General features: G+C 74.8%; 17 protein-coding genes. 8 read left to right on the forward strand and 9 right to left on the reverse strand.

The genetic code is table 11. From position 1 onward, the window contains the following. Positions 1–30: 30 nt before the first annotated feature. Complete coding sequence (locus tag AB0O91_RS13380) at positions 31–1,206, reverse strand: glycoside hydrolase family 3 N-terminal domain-containing protein (RefSeq protein WP_363431380.1); 1,176 nt, start codon at positions 1,204–1,206, stop codon at positions 31–33. A gap of 170 nt (positions 1,207–1,376) precedes the next feature. Between AB0O91_RS13380 and AB0O91_RS13385 the strand changes: the two genes are divergently transcribed. Continuing rightward, positions 1,377–2,057: a DUF4241 domain-containing protein gene (locus tag AB0O91_RS13385; protein ID WP_363431383.1), complete on the forward strand. Its 681-nt coding sequence runs from the start codon at positions 1,377–1,379 to the stop codon at positions 2,055–2,057. Here AB0O91_RS13385 and AB0O91_RS13390 read toward each other — a convergent pair. Then, on the reverse strand, positions 1,970–3,553 hold the full coding sequence (locus AB0O91_RS13390; RefSeq protein ID WP_363431385.1) for a PLP-dependent aminotransferase family protein: 1,584 nt from the start codon (positions 3,551–3,553) through the stop codon (positions 1,970–1,972). The two genes, AB0O91_RS13385 and AB0O91_RS13390, sit on opposite strands and share 88 nt — an antisense overlap. A 28-nt stretch (positions 3,554–3,581) precedes the next feature. Here AB0O91_RS13390 and AB0O91_RS13395 point away from each other — a divergent pair, with 28 nt between their 5' ends. Continuing rightward, a complete protein-coding gene (locus AB0O91_RS13395) occupies positions 3,582–4,409 on the forward strand; it encodes a methyltransferase domain-containing protein (RefSeq protein WP_363431387.1) in 828 nt (275 codons plus the stop codon). Here AB0O91_RS13395 and AB0O91_RS13400 read toward each other — a convergent pair. Further along, positions 4,399–4,611: a hypothetical protein gene (locus tag AB0O91_RS13400; protein ID WP_363431390.1), complete on the reverse strand. Its 213-nt coding sequence runs from the start codon at positions 4,609–4,611 to the stop codon at positions 4,399–4,401. The two genes, AB0O91_RS13395 and AB0O91_RS13400, sit on opposite strands and share 11 nt — an antisense overlap. Positions 4,612–4,860: 249 nt before the next feature. On the opposite strand from AB0O91_RS13400, the gene AB0O91_RS13405 reads away from it, so the two are divergent. Beyond that, entirely contained in the window at positions 4,861–6,399 is a 1,539-nt protein-coding gene (locus AB0O91_RS13405; RefSeq protein WP_363431393.1) for an alpha/beta hydrolase, read from the forward strand. 11 nt (positions 6,400–6,410) lie between these two features. On the opposite strand, the gene AB0O91_RS13410 is transcribed toward AB0O91_RS13405, so the two are convergent. After that, positions 6,411–6,755, reverse strand: coding sequence for a hypothetical protein (locus tag AB0O91_RS13410; RefSeq protein WP_363431395.1), 345 nt, complete (start codon positions 6,753–6,755; stop codon positions 6,411–6,413). Between the two features lie 18 nt (positions 6,756–6,773). Further along, positions 6,774–7,187 (reverse strand): hypothetical protein, encoded by a 414-nt coding sequence (locus AB0O91_RS13415; protein WP_363431398.1) that lies wholly within the window; start codon positions 7,185–7,187, stop codon positions 6,774–6,776. A gap of 566 nt (positions 7,188–7,753) precedes the next feature. Between AB0O91_RS13415 and AB0O91_RS13420 the strand changes: the two genes are divergently transcribed. Continuing rightward, positions 7,754–9,190, forward strand: coding sequence for a hypothetical protein (locus AB0O91_RS13420; RefSeq protein WP_363431401.1), 1,437 nt, complete (start codon positions 7,754–7,756; stop codon positions 9,188–9,190). Positions 9,191–9,286: 96 nt separating this feature from the next. On the opposite strand, the gene AB0O91_RS13425 is transcribed toward AB0O91_RS13420, so the two are convergent. Next, positions 9,287–9,937: a MarR family transcriptional regulator gene (locus AB0O91_RS13425; protein ID WP_363431404.1), complete on the reverse strand. Its 651-nt coding sequence runs from the start codon at positions 9,935–9,937 to the stop codon at positions 9,287–9,289. An 89-nt stretch (positions 9,938–10,026) separates the two neighbouring features. Between AB0O91_RS13425 and AB0O91_RS13430 the strand changes: the two genes are divergently transcribed. Together AB0O91_RS13430 and AB0O91_RS13435 are read left to right on the forward strand one after the other, a co-directional pair. Continuing rightward, complete coding sequence (locus AB0O91_RS13430) at positions 10,027–10,953, forward strand: ABC transporter ATP-binding protein (protein ID WP_363431407.1); 927 nt, start codon at positions 10,027–10,029, stop codon at positions 10,951–10,953. Then, on the forward strand, positions 10,950–12,602 hold the full coding sequence (locus AB0O91_RS13435) for an ABC transporter permease (protein ID WP_363431410.1): 1,653 nt from the start codon (positions 10,950–10,952) through the stop codon (positions 12,600–12,602). Before AB0O91_RS13430 ends, AB0O91_RS13435 begins: the two co-directional genes overlap by 4 nt. Before the next feature lie 71 nt (positions 12,603–12,673). On the opposite strand, the gene AB0O91_RS13440 is transcribed toward AB0O91_RS13435, so the two are convergent. Then, entirely contained in the window at positions 12,674–13,261 is a 588-nt protein-coding gene (locus AB0O91_RS13440; protein WP_363431413.1) for a TerD family protein, read from the reverse strand. A gap of 251 nt (positions 13,262–13,512) precedes the next feature. On the opposite strand from AB0O91_RS13440, the gene AB0O91_RS13445 reads away from it, so the two are divergent. Then, positions 13,513–15,720 carry a hypothetical protein gene (locus tag AB0O91_RS13445; protein ID WP_363431416.1) on the forward strand — a complete coding sequence of 736 codons (2,208 nt, stop codon included), beginning with the start codon at positions 13,513–13,515 and terminating at the stop codon, positions 15,718–15,720. A 41-nt stretch (positions 15,721–15,761) separates the two neighbouring features. On the opposite strand, the gene AB0O91_RS13450 is transcribed toward AB0O91_RS13445, so the two are convergent. After that, positions 15,762–16,415: a hypothetical protein gene (locus AB0O91_RS13450; RefSeq protein WP_363431418.1), complete on the reverse strand. Its 654-nt coding sequence runs from the start codon at positions 16,413–16,415 to the stop codon at positions 15,762–15,764. Continuing rightward, entirely contained in the window at positions 16,412–17,047 is a 636-nt protein-coding gene (locus tag AB0O91_RS13455; RefSeq protein WP_363431421.1) for a class I SAM-dependent methyltransferase, read from the reverse strand. Before AB0O91_RS13455 ends, AB0O91_RS13450 begins: the two co-directional genes overlap by 4 nt. 298 nt (positions 17,048–17,345) lie before the next feature. Here AB0O91_RS13455 and AB0O91_RS13460 point away from each other — a divergent pair, with 298 nt between their 5' ends. Further along, positions 17,346–19,727: a glycosyl hydrolase family 18 protein gene (locus AB0O91_RS13460; protein WP_363431424.1), complete on the forward strand. Its 2,382-nt coding sequence runs from the start codon at positions 17,346–17,348 to the stop codon at positions 19,725–19,727. Positions 19,728–19,768 lie beyond the last annotated feature (41 nt).

A 19,768-nucleotide genomic window follows, 5' to 3' on the forward strand; every position in this document is an offset into this window, starting at 1 on the left:
GAGCAGCCGCGGCACCCCCCGGCCGACCGGTCAGCCCAGGCTCTCCCGCAGTGCGTCCACCCGGTCGACCGACTCCGTGAAGGCGGACCGCTCCAGGCCCCCGGAGTCGAGGGCGGCCGCCAGCGCGGTGGTGGCATCCTCGCCCTGCCGGGGGTCCCGGGCGGAGCAGAGGATGAGGTCCATCCCGGCCGCCGCGGCGGCGACGGCCCGGGAGCCGGTCGGACCGTACGGGGTGAGGGCCTCGGCCTCCAGGGCGTCGGTGACGGTGACGCCCTGGAAGCCCAGGCGCTCGCGCAGTTCGCCCTGGATCACGGTGGGCGAGAACCCGGCCGGGCGGTCGGGATCGAGGGCCGGGTAGACCGCCCAGGAGGCCATCACCAGGCGCACGCCCGCCGCGATGGCGGCCCGGTACGGGGCCTCGCCCCTGGTCCGCAGCTCGCCCAGCGGGACGCGGAGGGTGACCGGGCGGGCGTCGGTGTTCTCGTCCCGGGCCGCGGAGCCGAGCCCGGGGAAGTGCTTGGCGGTGGCCGCCACCCCCCGGCTCTGCTGCGCGGCGAGGAAGGCGCTGCCCAACTCCCCCACCCGGGTGGGGTCCTGGCCGTAGGAGCGCTCGAAGCGGTCGATGAAGTTGCCCGGACTGTCGTAGACGTCGAGCACCGGGGCGAGGTTCACGTTCAGCCCCGCGTCCGCGAGCGTCCCGGCGGCGGCGGTGCCGGAGTCCAGGGCGGCGGCGAGCGGGGCCGGGGCCGATCCGGTGCGGCGGGCCGAGAGCTCGGGCGCGCCCGGCAGTCGGCGGACCTTGCCGCCCTCCTGGTCGGTCATCAGCAGCAGCGGGCGCGGATCCGGCGCCTCGGCCGCGGCCTGCTTCAACTGGGCCATTGCACCGGCGAGTTGCTCCGGACCGGTGACGTTCTCGCCGAACAGTATGACCCCGGCGGCCCGGCCCTCCCGGATCGCCCGCAGCACCCCGGGGTCCGGGGTCGGGCCCGGGTAGGAGAGCACGATGCGGCGCCCCGCGAGCTGTCGGGAGTCCTGCTGCGGGCCGGTCGTCGCCGTCATCGCCGTCATGCTCGCGATCCTCTCGCCGGGGGCGGCGCCGGGAGGCTCCCCGGTGCGCGGCACCGACCCGGCGGGGACCGGTCCCAGCGTGGCCGCCAGCGCCAGCAGCACCGAGCCCAACTGGGCCGTACGCCGTATCGGAGCCATCGGACCTCCAGGGGTGAGCAACGGCTACGGTCCGTCAGCGTACCCAGGATGGCGCCGTCCGGCAGCCCCGCGGAAAGGCCGCGGCCCTGCTCCGTCCGGGCGACCCCGGATGTCGGGACCGCCCGGTAACCTCCGGTCACTTCTTTCACCCGTACGAGAGGACCCTCCCGATGCCCCTGCCCGCACCGGACGTCGACCGCCTGTTCACCCTCGGCACCACCTACCGCTCCGGCGACCGGCTCGCCACCGTCGTCGCCCTGCCGACGGCGGAGCTGCCGCTGCCGAGCGGCACGGTCTCCGCCTGCGACCCGCTCCTCGGACTGGAGGACTCGGACACGCCCTTCGACGAGACCGCGCCGCCGGGCCGCTACCCGGTGACGCTCTCGGTCGTCGAGCTCACCCGGCCCGACGCCCCGGACGCCCGCCCGGACCGCCGGGTGGCGGCGGCGCAGCTGCGCTTCCGCACCGGGCCGGCCGCCCGGTGGGCGCTGTCCGCGGACGGCGACCAGGAGGCGGTGGCCGCGCTCGGGGACACCGACTTCTTCGGCTACGGCGTGGACACCGGCACCGGCTGCTTCTTCGACCCCGCGGCGAGCGCCGAGCTGTCCGCCCTGCTGGAGGAGGACGAGGACCTGCTGGCGGACGCCCTCGACCGGGATCCGACCGGCCTCGGCCCGGTGCTGCTCCTCGACCCCGCCTCCGGCGCGGGCCTGGTCGCCTTCCCCACCGGCTGGGGCGACGGCCGCTACCCGACCTGGGCGGGTTACGACGCGGACGGCCGGCCGGTCGGCCTGGTCACCGAGTTCTTCGTGGTCCCGCAGCCGGGTCGGCGCTCCGACGGGGACGGCTGACGCCCGGCCCGGCGGACCAACTCCCCCAGGACGGCGACGCCTTCGGCGATCGCTCCCGGTGAGGGAGCGGCGTAGCCGAGCACCAGCCCGGGCGGGTACGGGAGCCGGGCGTGCCAGGACAGCGGCTGGACCTTGACCCCGCGGGCCAGCGCGGCGGTGGCCAACTCGGTGTCGGTGCAGCCGAGTTCCTCCGGCAGGGTGAGCATCAGGTGCAGCCCGGCGGCCGCCCCGTGCACATGGGCGGTGGGCAGGTGGGTGCGGACGGCGGCGATCATCGCGTCCCGGCGGGTCCGGTGCCGGCGGCGCAACAGCCGTAGGTGCCGGTCGAGTTCACCGGACTCCAGCAGCCGGGCCAGCACCAGCTGGGGCAGCACCGGGTTGCCGAGGTCGGCGAAGCGCTTGGCCTCGAGCACCGCCTCGCGCAGCGCCGCGGGCACCAGCAGCCAGCCGGTGCGCAGGGCGGGGGCGAGCAGCTTGGAGATGCTGCCCGCATAGCAGACCCGGTCCGGCAGTTCGGCCCGCAGCGCGGGGACGGGCGGGCGGTCGTAGCGGTGTTCGGCGTCGTAGTCGTCCTCGATCACCAGGCCGCCGTCGGCCGCCCAGCCCAGCAGGGCGCGGCGCCGCTCACCGCCGAGGACGACACCGGTCGGGTACTGGTGGGCGGGGGTGAGCAGCACCGCGGGGGCGCCGGTGGCGCGCAGGGCGTCGACCCGGATGCCCTCGGCGTCGACCGGGACGGGCGGGGTGGCGGCCAGCCAGTGCGCGAGGTGCTGGCGGGCCCCGAGCGAGCCCGGGTCCTCGACGGCGACCTCGGTGATGCCCACCCGGCCGAGGGCCCGGCCGAGCAGGGCCAGCGCCTGGGCCGTCCCGGCGACCACCAGCACCTCCTCCGGGTCGGCGCGGACGCCCCGGTTGCGGGCCAGCCAGTGGGCGACGGCCTGCCGCAGCGCGGGGGTGCCGCGGACGTCGCCGTACCCGAGGTCGGCGGCGGCCAGGCCGTCCAGGACGGCCCGTTCGGCGCGCAGCCAGGCGGCCCGGGGGAAGGCGGCGAGGTCCGGCACGCCCGGGGTGAGGTCGATCCGGGCGGGCGTGCCGCGCAGGTGGTCGAACACCTCGGGGCCCGGGTCCGCCCGGAACAGCACGGGCGCCGGACGGACCGGCGGGGCGGCGGGGACGGCGGCGGGCGCGAGGGCGACCACCACCGTGCCGCCGCGGCCCCGCCCGGTGAGCATCCCCGCTTCGGTGAGCCGCCGGTAGGCGTCGGTCACCACGCCCCGGGAGACGCCGAGTTCGGCCGCGAGCACCCGGGTGGCGGGCAGCCGACCGCCGGCCGGCAGCCGCCCGTCGGCGACGGCCTCGCGCAGTCGGCCGGTCAGCCAGTCGGTGAGGCCACCGGGCGGGGCCTGGGCGACGTCGAGCTGGAGGAAGTCGGCACCGGTCTCGTGGGACCTCTCGACTTTGGACCTCTCGACACCGATGTCTTTGGACCTGTTCACCGGTCCATAGTGACGCGAGGGTTGAACCATGACCAGCACGACGGACCCCGTCACCCCCTACGTCCACGGCTACTCGGACACCGAGGCCCGCCGCCTCGGCGACCAGGCCGACACCCTCGCCGAACTGCTCCACGCGGGCACCGCCTACCCGCCGGGCAGCCGGGTCCTGGAGGCCGGCTGCGGCGTGGGCGCGCAGACCGCGCACCTGCTGGCCGCCAGCCCGGGCGTCCGGCTGACCGCGGCGGACGTCTCGGCGGAGTCGCTGGCCCAGGCCCGGGCCCGGATCACCGCCCTGGCGCCCACCGCACAGGTCGCCTGGCACCACGGCGACCTGCACCGACTGCCCTTCCCGGACGGCTCGTTCGACCACGTCTTCCTGTGCTTCGTCCTGGAGCACCTGCCCGATCCGGCGGCCGGACTGGCCGCGCTGCGGCGGGTGCTGCGGCCGGGCGGGACGATCACCGTGATCGAGGGCGACCACGGATCGGCCCTCTTCCACCCGGAGACCCCGGCGGCCCGCCGCACCGTCGACCACCTGGTCCGGCTCCAGGCCGACGCGGGCGGCGACGGCCTGCTCGGCCGCCGGCTCCACCCGCTGCTGACCGCGGCCGGCTTCCCGGAGGTCACGGTCCGCCCCCGTACCGTCTACGCCGACGGCGCCCGCCCGGCCCTGGTGGACGGCTTCACCCGGCGGACCTTCGTCCCGATGGTCGAGGCCGTCCGGACGGACGCCCTGGCCGCCGGCCTGACCACCGCGGCGGAGTTCGACCGCGGCATCGCCGACCTGCGCCGCGCGGCCGAACCGGGCGGGACGTTCCACTACACCTTCTTCAAGGCCGTGGCCGTCAATCCCTGAGCAGCGTCGGGCCGTTCGGCAGCAGCCCGAGTTCCGTCATCCGGTCGGCGATCACGTCCATGCAGGCGCGGATGCCGGGCAGCGGCTCCGGGGAGGCGTCGCGGATCGCCTTGACGGCCTGCACCCGACGCCCGGCGGCGAGTCGTTCGTCCACCAGCCGCCGGGCGTCGACGGGCAGGGCATGCCAGATCGGGTCGTCCATGGCCGCCATCCAACGGGAGGGCGGCCCGGCCCGTCGAACGGTTATTCAGAGCGGTGGCTCTCCCCCGCGCCGCTGCCCGCCACCACCGCAACGCCGGCGACACCGGACGGCCGACCGCCCCGGGTGCCCGGCGCCGCCTGACCCCGGGGGGTGTCGGCTGCCCCCACCCGGGGGTGCAGCCAGCACCACCCCGAAGAGGGTGTCCTGCATCATCGTGCGTCAGGTGCCGCCTCGGACAGGATCGTTCCCGTGACCACCACCGCATCCCGCACCCGCCGCGCAGCCGCCGTCCTCGCCACTGCGGTCCTCGCCTGCCTCGCCCTGCCCGCCACGGCGAACGCCGACTCCGGCCGCGACCCCGGCGACGCCGAGCGCGCGCCCGCCCGGTACACCCGGCAGACGCTCGACTGGCAGCCCTGCGCCGGGCAGCCCGCACTCGACTGCGCGACCATGGCCGTTCCGCGCGACTGGCACCACCCCGACGCCGGGGCGGACCTCTCCATCGCCGTCTCCCGGCACCGCGCCACCGACCCGGCGCACCGGCGGGGCACCCTGATGGAGACGGCCGGCGGCCCCGGCGCCCAGGGCCTGCTGCGGCCGCTCGACCTCCTCCAGGGGGCCCCGAAGATCGCCGCCGCCTACGACATCGCCAGCTTCGACCAGCGCGGCGTCGGCCGCAGCACCCGGGTCCGGTGCCAGAGCCCGGAGGAGTTCCAGGAGTTCCTGGCCGGGGACTACCGCGACCGGTCACCGGCGGCGATCGACCGCACCATCGCCAACTCCCGCGCACTGGTCGCCGGTTGCGTGGCCCACAGCGGCGACCTGCTGCCCTACCTGACCACCGAGCAGACCGTCCACGACATGGACCTCTACCGCTCGCTGCTCGGCGAGAAGAGGATCAGCTACTACGGCGCCTCCTACGCCACCATGATCGGCGCGTACTACGGCACGCTCTTCCCGCACCGGGTCGAGCGGATGGTGCTGGACAGCAACATCGGCTTCGAGGGCACCTGGGAGCAGTACGAGCTGGGCCAGCCGATGAGCTTCCAGCGCCGCTTCGAGGAGGACTTCCTGCCCTGGATGGCCGCCCGGGACTCCACCTACCACTGGGGTTCGACCGCGGCGGAGGTCGAGGCGCACTGGGAGCAGCGGCGCGCCGACCTGCACGACCACCCGATCACCGACGGGTCGCTGACGCTCGGCCCCAACCAGTTGGACAACGGCACGATCAACGCGATCTACCGCGAGCAGGCGTTCCCGGTCCTGGCCACCGCGCTGACCGCGCTGGACGACTGGCAGGGTGCCGACCCGACGGCTCAGCAGACCGCCCGCCAGGTGTTCGGCCAGTACCTCTCCCCGGACTTCCTCGCCGAGTACTTCGCGGTGACCTGCGGGGACACCCCGTGGACGACCTCGATGGACACCTGGATCCGGCGCGGCGCCGAGAACACCGACCGGTACCCGCTGATCGGTGCCCGCACGCTCGCCTTCAGCGCGGTCTGCGCGGCCTGGCCGACGGCCCCGGCGCCCGAGGTGAAGGTGACCGGCGCCCACCTGCCGCCGGTACTGATGCTCAACTCCCGGCACGACCCGGCGACGTACTACGAGGCGGCCCTCGGCGCCCACCGGGCGCTGCACGGCTCCCGGCTGGTGACGGTCACCGGCAACGGCAACCACGGCCAGTACCCGACCTCCGACCCCTGCGTCACGACCACCGTCGAGCGCTACCTGCTGGACGGCCGGGCGCCCGGGCACGACCTGACCTGCCCGGTGCCGCGGAAGAGCTGACCCTTCGCCGGTCAGCTCCGGTGCTGCGCGCCGAACCGGGCGCGCAGCCAGGCGGCGGCGACGGCCAGCCCGGCGAACCCGCCGACGGCCAGCTTGATCCCGGCCTTGGCGACGAGCCAGCCGACGCCCGGAACGGCCCAGCCGAGCCAGTGGAACACGGCCAGCAGCACCACGGCGCCGCAGGCGATCGACAGCACGGTGGCGCCGACGGCGGCGGCCCGGGACAGCTCGTGGGGGCCGTCGTCGGCGGTCCCGCCGAGGGCCGAACCGGCGCTCCCCGTCGGCTCGTTGGATGTCGTCTCGGACGTGCCCTCCGGGCCCTCGCCGGTCGTCTGGTTCGTGCCCCGATCACTCATGCAGGTGATGATACGACCTCAGTGACAGGAGTGATGGGTGTCTCCGAGGTGCTCCCCGGTCTCGTGGTCGGGGAAGCTGACGGCCATCGTGACGCGGTACTCGAAGACGTCGTCCCGGTGGCCCGGCACGCGCGCCCAGGCGAGCGAGTGCACCTCGGCCGCGGGGGCCTGCCGGCACCAGGCGGCCGCCTCCTCCAGGGCGCCGGCGGCCGAACGCCCGGTGCAGACCACGGCGGTGTACGCGGCGACCGCGACGTCCCCGCCGGAGGTGCGACCGGTGCGCGACACCGCCCGGACGGCGGCGGCGGCCTGGGTCAGGTCACGGGCCAGGTCGTCCACCACCCGAGGGGGTGCCGGCAGGACCACCGCCCCCTCGGCGACGGTCTCCGGCAGGTTGGCGCTCACGGTGTCGGCCTCCATCCACATGGTCACGCGGCACAGCATGCCGGACCGGCCTTCCTGGCATGCTCACTTTCACCTGAACGTCATCCGTCCAGGGCGGAGTTGAGGACGCCCCCTGGCGTCGTCACGCCCGCCCTGCTAGGGAGGGCCGCCCCGGCGACCGGCATCCGGGCAGGTCAGGAGGGTGGGCCCCGGCGCCGCCGGGGAGCCCGAAACGACGCCCACGCACCACCCCCGCGCTTCGAACCGCCCGTCCGACCGCCGGGGGCGCCCGGACACCTGGTGTTGGGCTCCCGGCCAACTCCCGGCCGCAGGAGGGGAGATCGGGATTCTCATGGAATCCTGAGCGGGCCCGGGGCCGACGGAGCGGGCTCCGCCCCGGGCGCCGACACCCCTGCTGAAGTGCTGCGTTTGCCCCTCGGGAGGCTCCGGGCCGCCTTCCGTCCACCCTGTCCCTGTCAGATCGTCGTGATACTAATCGTCACGGTGGCGGCCACCGTCCGGGTCCTGGTAAGAGGGCCCGACAGCGGGCGGGCACGATGACGAAGGCTCAACCGTTCGGGGTAGGTCCGGACGGCGACGGGGAGGGGCAGCAGATGGCGGCGGGGTTCGGCAGTGCCAAGGGCGGGCGGAAGGTCCGAATAGGCAAGCGGGTCACGGGGACGGCGGCGACCCTCGCCGCGCTGGCCGCGCTGACCGGCTCCCAGGTGCCGGGCCTCGGGCTCGCCCAGGTCGCGGCCGCCGACGCCGGACCGGTGCAGGACGCCGCCGCGCAGGCCGCCGGCGTCTCCTCCGCCCCGACCGGCCTCCCCACCGGTGCGGCCGACGGCGGCGGCACCGTCCCGCTGCCCCAGCCGCCCGGCACCCAGGCCGGCCTGCCCCCGGCGGGCCCCTTCGCCGCCACCGGCGCCTCGCTGCCCGCCACCGTCTACGCCGCCTACCGCCAGGCCGAGACCTCGCTCGCACAGCGCTCGCCGGGCTGCCACCTGCCCTGGCAACTGCTGGCGGCGATCGGCCAGGTGGAGTCCGGCCAGGCCAACGGCGGGCAGGTGGACGCCTCCGGAAAGACCCTCACCCCGATCCTCGGCCCGGTGCTGGACGGCTCCCAGGGCTTCGCCGCGATCCCCGACACCGACGGCGGCCGCTACGACGGCGACTCGCGCTGGGACCGCGCGGTCGGCCCGATGCAGTTCATCCCGTCGACCTGGGCCGCCTGGGGCGTGGACGCCACCGGCAAGGGCTCGGCCGACCCGAACAACATCTTCGACGCCGCCGAGACCGCCGGGCGCTACCTCTGCGCGGGCGGCCGGGACCTCTCCAACCCGTCCCAGCTGGACCAGGCCGTCCTCAGCTACAACCACTCCACCGAGTACCTGCGCACGGTCCGCAACTGGATGGCGCACTACGGCAGCGGCCAGGTGGCCACCGTCGCGGACCGCCCCGGCGTCCCGACCCTGCCGGTCACCTCGCCCTCGCCGTTCCTCCGGCCGTCCGGCAACGGCGGCGCGGGCGGCACGCCGACCGGCAACGGCGGCACGGGCACCGGCCCGACGCCGGGCGTCCAGCCGACCGAGCCGGCGGTGACGCCGACCCCGACGCCGACCCCGAGCGCGCAGCCGACGGACACGCCCAGCCCGACGCCGACGCCCACCGGTTCGCCGTCACCCTCCGCCAGCCCGACCGCCACGCCGTCCGGCACTCCGACCGGCACGCCCACCGGCAGCCCGTCCCCGACGGCGACCCCCACCGGTACGCCGTCCGGCACCCCGACCGGCACGCCGACGTCCTGCCCGAGCCCGACGGCGACCGCGACCCCCGGTGGCACCGCGTCGCCCTCGGGTTCGCCCTCGCCCTCCGCCAGCCCGACGGCCACGGCGTCCGGCACGCCCGGCGGCAGCCCGTCCGCCACCCCGACGGACCCCGGCTGCCCCACGCCCACCCCGAGCGGGACCCCTTCCGCCACGGCCGACGCGCCGGCCGGCACGCCCAGCGCCTCGCTGTCGCCCTCCCCCTCGGCGACCGTCAAGAAGTAGCCGGTACCGGACAACACCGCGAACGGCGGTGGGACGGCCCTCGGGTCGTCCCACCGCCGTTCGCGCTCCCCGGGGCGGCTCCCCGCCGGGCCGGGCCTACCCCAGCGTCGCCGCCCGGTGCTCGCGCCAGCGGCCGAGCATCCCGTGCAGCTCGCCGATCATGAACTCGAAGAAGGCCGCGCTCTCCGCCAGCCGTTCGGCCGCCACCGTGCCGACGCCGACGGCCGTCTGACCCTCGCTCAGCACCCGGATCCAGCGCAGCAGTATCTCGTCGCGCCTGGTCAGCGACTCGAACCAGACGTCGTTGAGCACCCGGTAGCGGTCGCGCCGCGAACCGGGCTCGCGCTCCTTGGCGACCAGCCCGACCTGGATCAGGTAGCGCATCCCGCCGGAGACGGCGGCCGGGCTGATCTGCAGCCGTTCGGAGAGTTCGGCGGAGGTCAGCACCCCGCTCTCCTCGGCCATCAGACAGGAGAAGATCCGCGCCGGCATCCGGCCCATGCCCGCGACCACCAGCTCGGCCGCGAACCGCTCGACGAAGTCCGACACGGCCCGCTCGCGCCCGTGCCACGGCGCCTGCTCCGGAGCCCGGTCGGCGGCCTCGTCCGCGGCCCGGGCGTCAGCCCGGCCGGAGGCCCCCTTGGAGGCCCGGTCGGCAGCCCTGTCGGAGGCCCTGCCACCGGGCTGCTTCTCCGGCGCCCCCTTCGACGCCCTCCGCGGCGCCTTCTCCGGCGTCTGCTCCACCATTCGCCCCTTTCCCGATGATCATCCCTCGATCGAACTTTAACGCCTTCCCAATCTTCACGTTTTTCTGAAACTACGGTAGCTTCAGAAGCATGACCAAGGCCATCATCCTGTCCGGTCTGCGCAAGACCTTCGGCCGGACCACCGCGCTGGACGGCCTCGACCTCACCGTCGAGACCGGCGAGGTGCACGGCTTCCTCGGCCCCAACGGAGCCGGGAAGTCCACCACCCTCAGGGTCCTCCTCGGCCTGCTGCGCGCGGACGGCGGCAGTGCCCGGATGCTCGGCAAGGACCCGTGGCAGGACGCCGTCGAGCTGCACCGCCGGCTCGCCTACGTCCCCGGGGACGTCGAACTGTGGCCCAACCTCACCGGCGGCCAGGCCATCGACCTGCTCTCCCGGCTGCGCGGCCGGCTCGACCGGCGGCGCCGCGACGAACTGCTCGAGCGCTTCGACCTCGACCCGACCAAGAAGGGCCGCAGCTACTCCAAGGGCAACCGGCAGAAGGTCGCCATCGTCGCCGCCCTCGCCTCCGACGCCGAGCTCCTGCTGCTGGACGAGCCGACCTCCGGTCTGGACCCGCTGATGGAGGTGGTGTTCCAGGACGTCGTCCGCCAGGTCAAGGAAGAGGGCCGCACCGTCCTGCTCTCCAGCCACATCCTGGACGAGGTGGAGAAGTTGGGCGACCGGGTCAGCATCATCCGGCAGGGCCGGGTGGTGCAGAGCGGCACCCTCGGCGAGCTGCGCCACCTCACCCGCACCACCGTCGAGGCGGAGACCGAGCGCCCGGTCGCCGGGCTGGACGCGCTGACCGGCGTGCACGGCCTGCGGACCGACGGCCGACGGGTCCGTTTCGCCGTGGACGGCGCCCGGCTCGACGCCGCGGTGCGCAAGCTCAGCGAGGCCGGACTGCGCAGCCTGGTCAGCCACCCGCCCACGCTGGAGGAGCTGATGCTGCGCCACTACGGCGACGAGCTGGCCGCCAACGGGCACCGCGTGGAGACCGAGGCCGTCTCATGACCGCCACCACCGCCCCCACCGCCCGGCCCGTCGCGCCGGGCCGCACCGGCGAGCGGGCCGCCCTGGCCGGCACCGCCACCCTGCTGCGCTTCGCACTGCGCCGCGACCGGGTCCGGCTGGCGGTCTGGGTGTACGGCCTCGCGCTGCTCACCCTGGCCACCGCCAACAGCGTCCACACCGTCTACCCGACCGCCGCCGACCGCGCCTCGATCGCGCGCGGCTCGGGCAGCCCGGCGGTGCTCGCCATGACCGGCCCGGCGCACTACCTGGCCGACTACACCTGGGGCGCGATGCTCGGCCACCGGCTGCTCGGCCTGCTGGTCGTGCTGGCCGGCCTGATGAGCGTGCTGACCGTCACCCGGCACACCCGCGCCGAGGAGGAGAGCGGCCGGGCCGAACTGGTCCGCTCGGCCGCCGTCGGCCGGCACGCCCAGCTCGCCGCCGCCCTGGGCGCCGCCGCGGTGGCCGACCTCGCGCTCGGCCTGCTGCTCGCCGTCGGCCTGCCCGTCCTGCGCATCCCCGGTCTGGGCGCCGGCGGCGCCCTGCTCTACGGTGCCGCGACGGCCGTCGGCGGACTGCTGTTCGGCGCGGTGGCCGCCGTCACCGTCCAGATCACCGCCCACACCCGGACGGCCTCCGGGCTGGCCGGAGCCGTGCTCGGCGCCGCCTACGCGCTGCGCGCCGCCGGGGACGCGGCCGGGTCGGGGCTCTCCTGGGCCTCGCCGATCGGCTGGCTGCAGCGCAGCTACCCCTTCGCCGGCGACCGCTGGTGGCCGCTGCTGCCCGCCCTGGCGCTGGCCGCCGGGACCGCCGCGGCCGGGTTCGCGCTGAGCACCAGGCGCGACTTCGGCGCCGGGCTGCGCGCCGCCCGCCCCGGTCCGGCCGTCGGGAGTCCGGCCCTGGGCACCCCGCTCGGCCTGGCGCTGCGGCTGCACCGCGGCCTGCTCGGCGGTTTCGCCGTCGCCCTGCTGCTGCTCGGCGCGATGTACGGCTCCCTGCTGGGCGACGCCGACTCGATGCTCAAGGACGTCGACCAGATCAAGGAGGCGCTGGCCCGGCTCGGCGGCCACACCCTCGCCGACTCCTTCGCCGCGCTGACCATGCTGGTCGTGGCGGTGGTCGGCGGCGTCTACGCGGTGCTGGCGACGCTGCGCCCGCAGGCCGAGGAGAGCGCCGGGCGGGCCGAGCCGGTACTGGCCACCGGGGTGTCCCGGTCCGGCTGGCTGGGCGCGCACCTGGTGGCCGCGCTGCTGGGCTCCACCGCCGTGATGCTGGCGGCGGGCGTGGGCTTCGGCCTGGCCGGGGCGCTGTCCACCGGTGACGCGGGCGTGTTCCCGCGGCTGGCCGGGGCGGCACTGGCGTTCGCGCCCGCGCTCTGGGTCACGGTCGGTTTCGCCGCGGCCGTCTACGGCTGGCTGCCCCGGGCGCTGCCGCTGGCCTGGCTGGTGCCCGCGTACGCGTTCGTGCTCGGGTACCTGGGGCCGCTGCTGAAGCTCCCCGAAGCCCTGGACCGGCTCTCCCCGTTCGGCCAGGTGCCCCGGTTGCCGGCGGTCCGGATGGACTGGACGCCGCTCGGGGTGCTCACCCTGGTCGCGGCGGCGCTGATCGCGCTGGCCCTGGCCGGGTTCCGGCGCCGGGACATCGGGTAGCACCCGGCGGGCGGCGAACTGCCCGCCGCCCGCCTACCCCAGCCCCGGGTCCGGGGCCGGTGCCGCTGCCGTCAGAGGTGCTTGACCAGCTCCGGCATCAAGTCCTGGAAGGTGCGCCCACCGGCCGGCTGGCCGATCGCCGTCATCTGCCAACCGCCCGGCGTGCGCTGCACCTTGGCCATGATCTGGGCGGTGTACGGGCCGCCGCCGGTGAGCGTGTAGCGGGCCAGCTCGACCCCGGTGGTCTCGTCCACCAGCCGGCAGAAGGCGGCCTCGACCTCCTGGAAGGTCTGCCCGGTGAAGGAGTTGACCGTGAACAGGATCTGGTCGACCTCCGGGCTCACCCTGGTCAGGTCGACCGTGATCGACTCGTCGTCGGTCGCGTCGCCCGCGCCGCCGACCAGGTTGTCCCCGCTGTGCCGGACCGAGCCGTCCTTGCTGGTGAGGTGCTGGAAGAAGACCACGTCGAGCGCCTTGCCCCGGCTGAAGAGCACCGCCGAGGCGTCCAGGTCGATCTCCTGCCCGGCGGACAGCAGCTTGGCCAGGAAGCCCTTGCGCTGCGCGGCCCGCCAGCCCAGGCCCATCCGGACCAGGCTCAACTGCCCACCACCGGGCTTCTCCAGGCTGATCTTCTGCCCCTTGGCCAGCGAAACGGTCATTGCGCTCTCCTCGTTCCTGCCGCCGTCCGTCCTGCGAACCTATCGCATGCGGAGAATCCTGTGATCATCGGACAGCGGATCGGTGAACCCCTACCCGGCACTCGCCCGGTCCGCACCTCCGGCGGTGCTCCGCACACTGCGGGATTCCCCGGTCGCCCGTCTGTCGTAGCCGCGATCGGGGGCCGAACGGACCGACGGCGCAGCGTCTAGGGTCGCCTCGGAGCCGCTCCGACCCACGCTGGGGGACCACCATGCCCGAACAGCACGACGGAACACCGCCCGCCACCGCCGCCACCACCGCCCGCCTCGGCCGCCGCCGGCTGCTCCGGGCCGGCCTCGCCGCGGGCGGCGCGCTCGCCGCCGGCCGGCTGCTCCCCGACGGCCGGGCCTGGGCCGCCCCGGACACGACCGGGCCGTCCACCGCACCGGCCCCGACCCTGACCGCCGGGAACCCCCGCGGCCCGCTCACCGCGCAGGCCTGGCCGGACTGGGCCCGCTACGCCCGGATCGCCGACGGCACCTTCAACGAACCCGCCGACATGCAGGGCTACATCGACGCCCTCAAGGCGCAGAACGTCAGCGTCATCGAACTCGACACCCTGCTCTCCAACTGGCTCACCGACGCCGAGTTCGCCGCCCACATGGCCGACGTGAAGACCTTCACCGGCCTGGCCCACGCGGCCGGCCTCAAGGTCGTCATGTACTACCCGTCGCTCGAACTGATCTCCCCCGGCGGCGAGAAGGGCCGCTCCTTCTACAAGAACGACCACGGCGGCAGCTGGGTCCAGCGCGACCTCTCCGGAAAGCCCAACGTGTTCTACGGCAGCGTGGTGGTCTGGGTCGACCCGGGCGACGAGAGCGTCTGGCTCAGCCCGAACTCGCCCTGGCGGGACTACTACCTCAACCGGATCAAGGGCGTGGCCGCGACCGGCGTGGACGGCATCTGGCCGGACGTGCCGATCTACTTCGACGGCGTGCTCACCTGGTGCGACGCCTCCAGCTGGGGCGCGGCCGCCTTCAAGGCCGACACCGGCCTGGCGCTGCCGACCGCCGCCGACTGGACCGACCCGGTGTTCCGCCGCTACGTCGAGTGGCGCCACCACAACCTGCTGGACTTCCAGCTCGACATCGCCGCCGCCGGGCGCTCCGTCAACCCCGACCTGGTCACCTTCGTCGAGACGGTCTCGATGGACTACCGCTACGCCACCAGCATCGGCCTGGACGGCGGCTACCTGCGGACGGCCGGGGGCGCGGTCTCCCAGGTCTGGGAGGTGGACATCCTCGGCAACTACGACGGCATGCGGCACGCCACCGCCACCGACTGGACCTGCCTGATCTCGATGTACAAGTACGCCCGCGCCGCCAGCGGCGCCAAGCCCGCCTGGGCGTTCGGCTACGGCTGGCAGGCCGACGACGCCTCGCTGGTGATGTCCCAGCTGATCGCGGCCGGGTGCAACCCGTACGAGGTCAAGACCCCGTTCAAGAACGACACCGCGGACGCGGCGATGCGCACCCGGATGTTCCGCTTCGTCCAGGTCAACCAGCAGAAGCTCTACGACCCCCTCCCGGCCGCCCGGGTCGGCGTCTACCACTCCGCCGCGTCCCGGGACTACGTCGCCCCCGGCGAGGGCAACGGGATGTACGCCAACGCCACGGCCCCGGCCGGGATCAACGACTGGTGGGGCGGCGACGACCCGCAGATGAGCTGTACCGCGCTGCCCTGGCTCGGCGAGTTCCGGGGCACCGTGAAGGCGCTGGTGTACGCCCACGTGCCGTTCGACACCGTGCCCAGCCCCGGGCTGAGCGCCGCCGACCTGAGCCGCTTCGCCGTGCTGCTGCTGCCCAACCTCCAGGCGGTCTCGGACGCCGAGGCGGCCGTGCTGCGCGGCTTCGTGGCCGGCGGCGGGACGGTCGTCATCACCGGTCCCGCCCCCACCGCGCTGGACGAACTCGGCGGTCGGCGCGCCGAGTTCGCCCTGTCCGACGTCCTCGGCCTGCGATCGGCCGACCCGCTGCCCGCGAGCCGGCGGAACTCCTACGGCAGCGGCACCTGTTGGTACGTCCAGGCGCTGCCGGGGCTCAGCTACCTGAGCAACACCGACCAGGCCTCGGCCGACCGACTGCTGGCCGCCGTCCGGCAGTCGGCGCCTCCGGCGGTCACCCTCGCGGGCGACCACCGGATCTTCCTGGACGCCCGGCAGCTCGGCGGCGACACCGTCGTCCACCTGGTGAACTTCACCAACTTCGGCGACACCCCGGCGGAGTTCGGCACCACGCCCGCCGACTGCACGCTGTCCTACGCCCTCCCGGCCGGGGCGACCGTCGGCGCGGTGACGGTCGCCAGCCCGGACGCCACCGACCCGGCACCGCAGGCCGTCCCGTACACCGTCACCGGCGGGACGGTCAGCGTGCCGCTGACCGTCGTCCAGTACTCGGTGGTGACCGTCACCGCGGGCTGAGGCCCGCCTCCGCGCCCCGGCCCGGTCCGGCCGCGGCCGGATCAGGCGTCGCCCTCCAGCAGGTGCTGGCGCACCTCCTGGAAGCTCCAGGCGCCGCCGGCCGGCCGGGAGAACACCCAGACCAGGTCGAAGCGGTCGGGCCAACTGCTCGGCGCCCCGCTCCCGGCGGCGCCGAGCGCCTCGACGATCCGCGGGATCCGGGAGTGCTCCCAGCAGATCAGCACCGGCTGGGTCCCGGCCAGGGCGGCGCCGGCCAGTTCGGACTCCTGCGACTCCGCGTACGTGGTGTCCACGGTCAGCCCGAGCCGGGCAGCCAGCGGGGTGACGGTCTGCCGCATCCGGTGCGCCCCGGCCAACGGGCCCTGGTCGGTGGCGGCGTAGATCCGGCTGGGGGTGCGCAGCCCGGCGGCGGGCGGGGCGAACAGGGTGGGCAGCGCCTTGGCCCGGTCCCAGCCGCGCTGGGTGAGGGACTTGCCGTCGTGCTTGCCGTTCTCGTCCAGGCCGGGCTGACTGCCGTCGGGCTTCTCCCCGTGCCGGATGATCATCACGAAGGCCGCGCCGCCCGGGTCGCTCGCCCGGGCGACCGGTCCCTTCTTGTCGGCCTTGTCCTTCTTGCCCGAGGAGCAGCCGGTGAGTGCCAGCGGGGCGGCCAGCATCCCGGTGAGCAGCAGGCGTCGGGTGGGTCGGGCCGTCACTCGGCACCCCGCTCCAGCCGGACCAGCGCGTCGACGGCGACGCCCGTCCGGGCGTTCCGGTGGCCCGGCTCCTCGCCGACCTCGCGGTGGACGCGTTCGGCCCGGACGGTGCGCAGGCCGAGGTCGGCCAGGTCGGCGAGGACGTCGTCGGGAGTGAAGAGCACGGCCGGGTCCTGCGGGCCGCCGACGCCGTCGGTGAGGTTGCCGAGGTCGTGCCCGACGACCAGCAGGGTGCCGCCGGGGGCGAGTGCGCCGGCGGCGCGGCGCAGGACGGTCCGGCGGTCCTGGGCGGGGAGTTGGAGGTAGGCGACCAGGACCAGGTCGTAGCCGCCGGCCGGGGCTTCCAGGGTACGGGCGTCACCGTGTCGCCAGGTGAGGCGGTCGGCGACCTCGTCGGGCAGTTCGGCGGTGCGGAGTTCGGCGCGTTCCAGGGCGACGGCGGAGAAGTCCAGGCCGGTGACCTCCCAGCCCTGGGCGGCCAGCCAGATGGCGTTGCGGCCCTCGCCGGCGGCGAGGTCGAGGGCGTGGCCGGGGGCGCGGCCGGTGAGTTCGTGGACGACCCAGCGGTTGGGCGCGGCACCCCACACCAGTTCACTCGCGGCGTAGCGGTCGTCCCAGCCCTGACTGTCCATGCGCTCCTCCGTCCGGCGGCCTGTTCCGTCCTGGTCAACCTACCGGTCCACCGCCGTTCCCGGGCCGGGGTGGTCCAGGGGGTGGACAGCGGGGACCGGCACCCTTGACGGCGAATATTGGTCCAGTCCAATCTGTTCAGTCGTGACCCGACCGGACCAGGTGTCCGGTCGCGGCCGCGCACGGCTCCGTCAGCACCCGTCACCCGCCCGCGCGCCCCCACCGCGCCCGGGCCGGCTCCCCACGGCCCGTCCGGGCCACGCACCGCCGGAACCCCCACACATCCGGAGGACATCCCGCATGCACGACCGCGTCCTGCCCGCACGGCCCGAGCAGCCCGCCGAGGGGCCCGCCGCCCGTCGGGCCGCCCGGCACCGACGGGCCACCGCACTGGCCCTGGCCGCCACGCTGACCACCAGCGGCGCCGCCCTCGCCCTCACCTTCGGCTCCGCCTCCGCCTCCCCGGTCAACCTGCTGGCCAACGGCGACTTCGAGACCGGCACCCTGGCCGGCTGGAGCTGCTCCAACGGCTCGGTCGTCACCACTCCGGTGCACGGCGGGAGTTACGCGCTGAGCGGCGCCGCCTCGGCCTCCGACACCGCCCAGTGCCAGCAGACCGTCGCCGTCCAGCCGAACACCACCTACACCCTGGCCGGCTGGGTCCAGGGCAGCTACGTCTACCTGGGCGCCACCGGGACGGGCGTCAACGCCTCCAGCTGGACCCCCGGCGGGACCGGCTGGAACCAGCTGAGCAGCACCTTCACCACCGGCGCCGGCACCACCTCCGTCACGGTGTTCACCCACGGCTGGTACGGCACCGGCACCTACTACGCGGACGACCTCAGCCTGACCGGTCCGGGCGGGCCGACCTCCTCGACCAGCCCGACCGCGAGCGGCTCCCCGACGGCCTCCGGCAGCCCCACCGCGTCCACCAGCCCGACGGCGTCCACCAGCCCCACCGCCACCGGCTCGCCCACCGGCTCGCCCAGTGGCAGCACGAGCCCGACCGGCAGCCCCAGCGGCTCGCCCAGCGGCAGCCCGACCGCGACCGCCACCGCGAGCGGCCCGGCCGGGGACGGACAGGTCAGCACCCCGACCGGCGTGACGATCAGCAAGGTCACCGCCGGCGCCGTCGTGCTCAACTGGCAGCCCTCGACCCTGAACAACGGTGACGGCCCGGTCGCCTACAAGGTGTGGTCCAACGGCCAGCTGGTCGCCACCTCGATGGGCACCTCGGTCGCGGTCAGCTCGCTGCTGCCCGGCCGGGGCTACACCTTCAGCGTCCAGGGCTACTCCGGCGGCCACGCCTCCGCCCAGTCCGCCCCGGTGAGCACCACCACCGCGGCCGCCCCCGCCCAACAGCCCGTCCGCGCGGCCTACTTCGACCAGTGGGGCATCTACGAGAACGCCTACTACCCGAAGAACGTGGACACCAGCGGCGCCGCGAACAAGCTGGACGTCGTCCACTACGCGTTCGCCAACATCGACCCCAGCAGGTTCACCTGCTTCCAGGCGGTGAAGGCCTCGGACTCGACCAACGACTCCGACCCCAACGCCGGCGACGGCGCGGGCGACGCCTACGCCGACTACCAGGACGGCTACACCTCCTCGAACAGCGTGGACGGCAGCACCGACGGCTGGGACCAGCCGCTCAAGGGCAACTTCAACCAGCTGCGCCAGCTCAAGGCCAAGTACCCGAACCTGCGCTTCACCATCTCGATCGGCGGCTGGACGTACTCCAAGTACTTCTCCGACGCCGCCGCCACCGACGCCTCCCGGAAGACCTTCGTCTCCTCCTGCATCGACATGTTCCTCAAGGGGAACCTGCCGACCGGCGTCGCCGGTGACGCCTCCGGCGGCCAGGCCTCGGCGGCCGGCATCTTCGACGGCGTCGACATCGACTGGGAGTACCCGGGCTCGGCCGGCGGCCACGCCGGCAACCACTACTCCCCCGCCGACAAGCAGAACTACACCCTGCTGCTCAAGGAGTTCCGCACCCAGCTGGACGCGCTCGGCGCCGCCCAGGGCAAGCGCTACCTGCTGAGCGCCGCGCTGCCCAGCGGCCAGGACAAGATCGCCCAGCTGGAGACCGACAAGATCGGCTCCTACCTGGACTACGCCGACGTGATGTCCTACGACATGCACGGCTCCTGGGACGCCAAGGGCCCGACCAACCACCAGGACCCGCTGCACGACAGCCCGGCCGACCCGACCACGCCGATCACGCCCGGCACCCGGAAGTACAACGTGGACACCACGCTCGCCGCGTACACCACCGGCCTGCCCGAGTACGGCATCCCCGGCGGCTTCCCGGCGAACAAGATCGTGCTCGGCATCCCGTTCTACTGGCGGGGCTGGACGGGCGTCCCGGCCGGCTCGAACTACGGCCTGTACCAGAGCGCGACCGGCCCGACGGCCGCCAAGCCGCTCAGCCAGGAGGCCGGTCTGGCCGCCTGGAAGGAGCTCAACCCGACGGCCGCGCAGACCCACTGGGACCCGGTGACGGAGAGCAGCTGGGTCTACGACGGGACCAACTTCTGGACCGGCGACACCCCGCAGGCCGTCCAGGCCCGCGGGGCCTACGCCAAGGGCAAGGGCCTCGGCGGCCTGTTCGCCTTCTCCCTGGAGAACGACGACGCCGCCGGCACCATGCTCAACTCGATGGACAGCAGCCTGCGCTGACGGTTCGTCACACAACTGCGCCGGTGGTCCCGTCCGGGACG

Origin of the sequence: Kitasatospora sp. NPDC089797, from assembly GCF_040684795.1 — a bacterium.
GTDB lineage: Bacteria > Actinomycetota > Actinomycetes > Streptomycetales > Streptomycetaceae > Kitasatospora.

Coding starts and splice junctions, on each gene's coding strand:
- AB0O91_RS13385 (WP_363431383.1), top strand. CDS start 1,377: ATGCCCCTGCCCGCACCGGACGTCGACCGCCTGTTCACCCTCGGCACC.
- AB0O91_RS13410 (WP_363431395.1), bottom strand. CDS start 6,755: ATGAGTGATCGGGGCACGAACCAGACGACCGGCGAGGGCCCGGAGGGC.
- AB0O91_RS13430 (WP_363431407.1), top strand. CDS start 10,027: ATGACCAAGGCCATCATCCTGTCCGGTCTGCGCAAGACCTTCGGCCGG.
- AB0O91_RS13455 (WP_363431421.1), bottom strand. CDS start 17,047: ATGGACAGTCAGGGCTGGGACGACCGCTACGCCGCGAGTGAACTGGTG.
- AB0O91_RS13440 (WP_363431413.1), bottom strand. CDS start 13,261: ATGACCGTTTCGCTGGCCAAGGGGCAGAAGATCAGCCTGGAGAAGCCC.
- AB0O91_RS13380 (WP_363431380.1), bottom strand. CDS start 1,206: ATGGCTCCGATACGGCGTACGGCCCAGTTGGGCTCGGTGCTGCTGGCG.
- AB0O91_RS13445 (WP_363431416.1), top strand. CDS start 13,513: ATGCCCGAACAGCACGACGGAACACCGCCCGCCACCGCCGCCACCACC.
- AB0O91_RS13425 (WP_363431404.1), bottom strand. CDS start 9,937: ATGGTGGAGCAGACGCCGGAGAAGGCGCCGCGGAGGGCGTCGAAGGGG.
- AB0O91_RS13395 (WP_363431387.1), top strand. CDS start 3,582: ATGACCAGCACGACGGACCCCGTCACCCCCTACGTCCACGGCTACTCG.
- AB0O91_RS13460 (WP_363431424.1), top strand. CDS start 17,346: ATGCACGACCGCGTCCTGCCCGCACGGCCCGAGCAGCCCGCCGAGGGG.
- AB0O91_RS13420 (WP_363431401.1), top strand. CDS start 7,754: ATGGCGGCGGGGTTCGGCAGTGCCAAGGGCGGGCGGAAGGTCCGAATA.
- AB0O91_RS13435 (WP_363431410.1), top strand. CDS start 10,950: ATGACCGCCACCACCGCCCCCACCGCCCGGCCCGTCGCGCCGGGCCGC.
- AB0O91_RS13400 (WP_363431390.1), bottom strand. CDS start 4,611: ATGGACGACCCGATCTGGCATGCCCTGCCCGTCGACGCCCGGCGGCTG.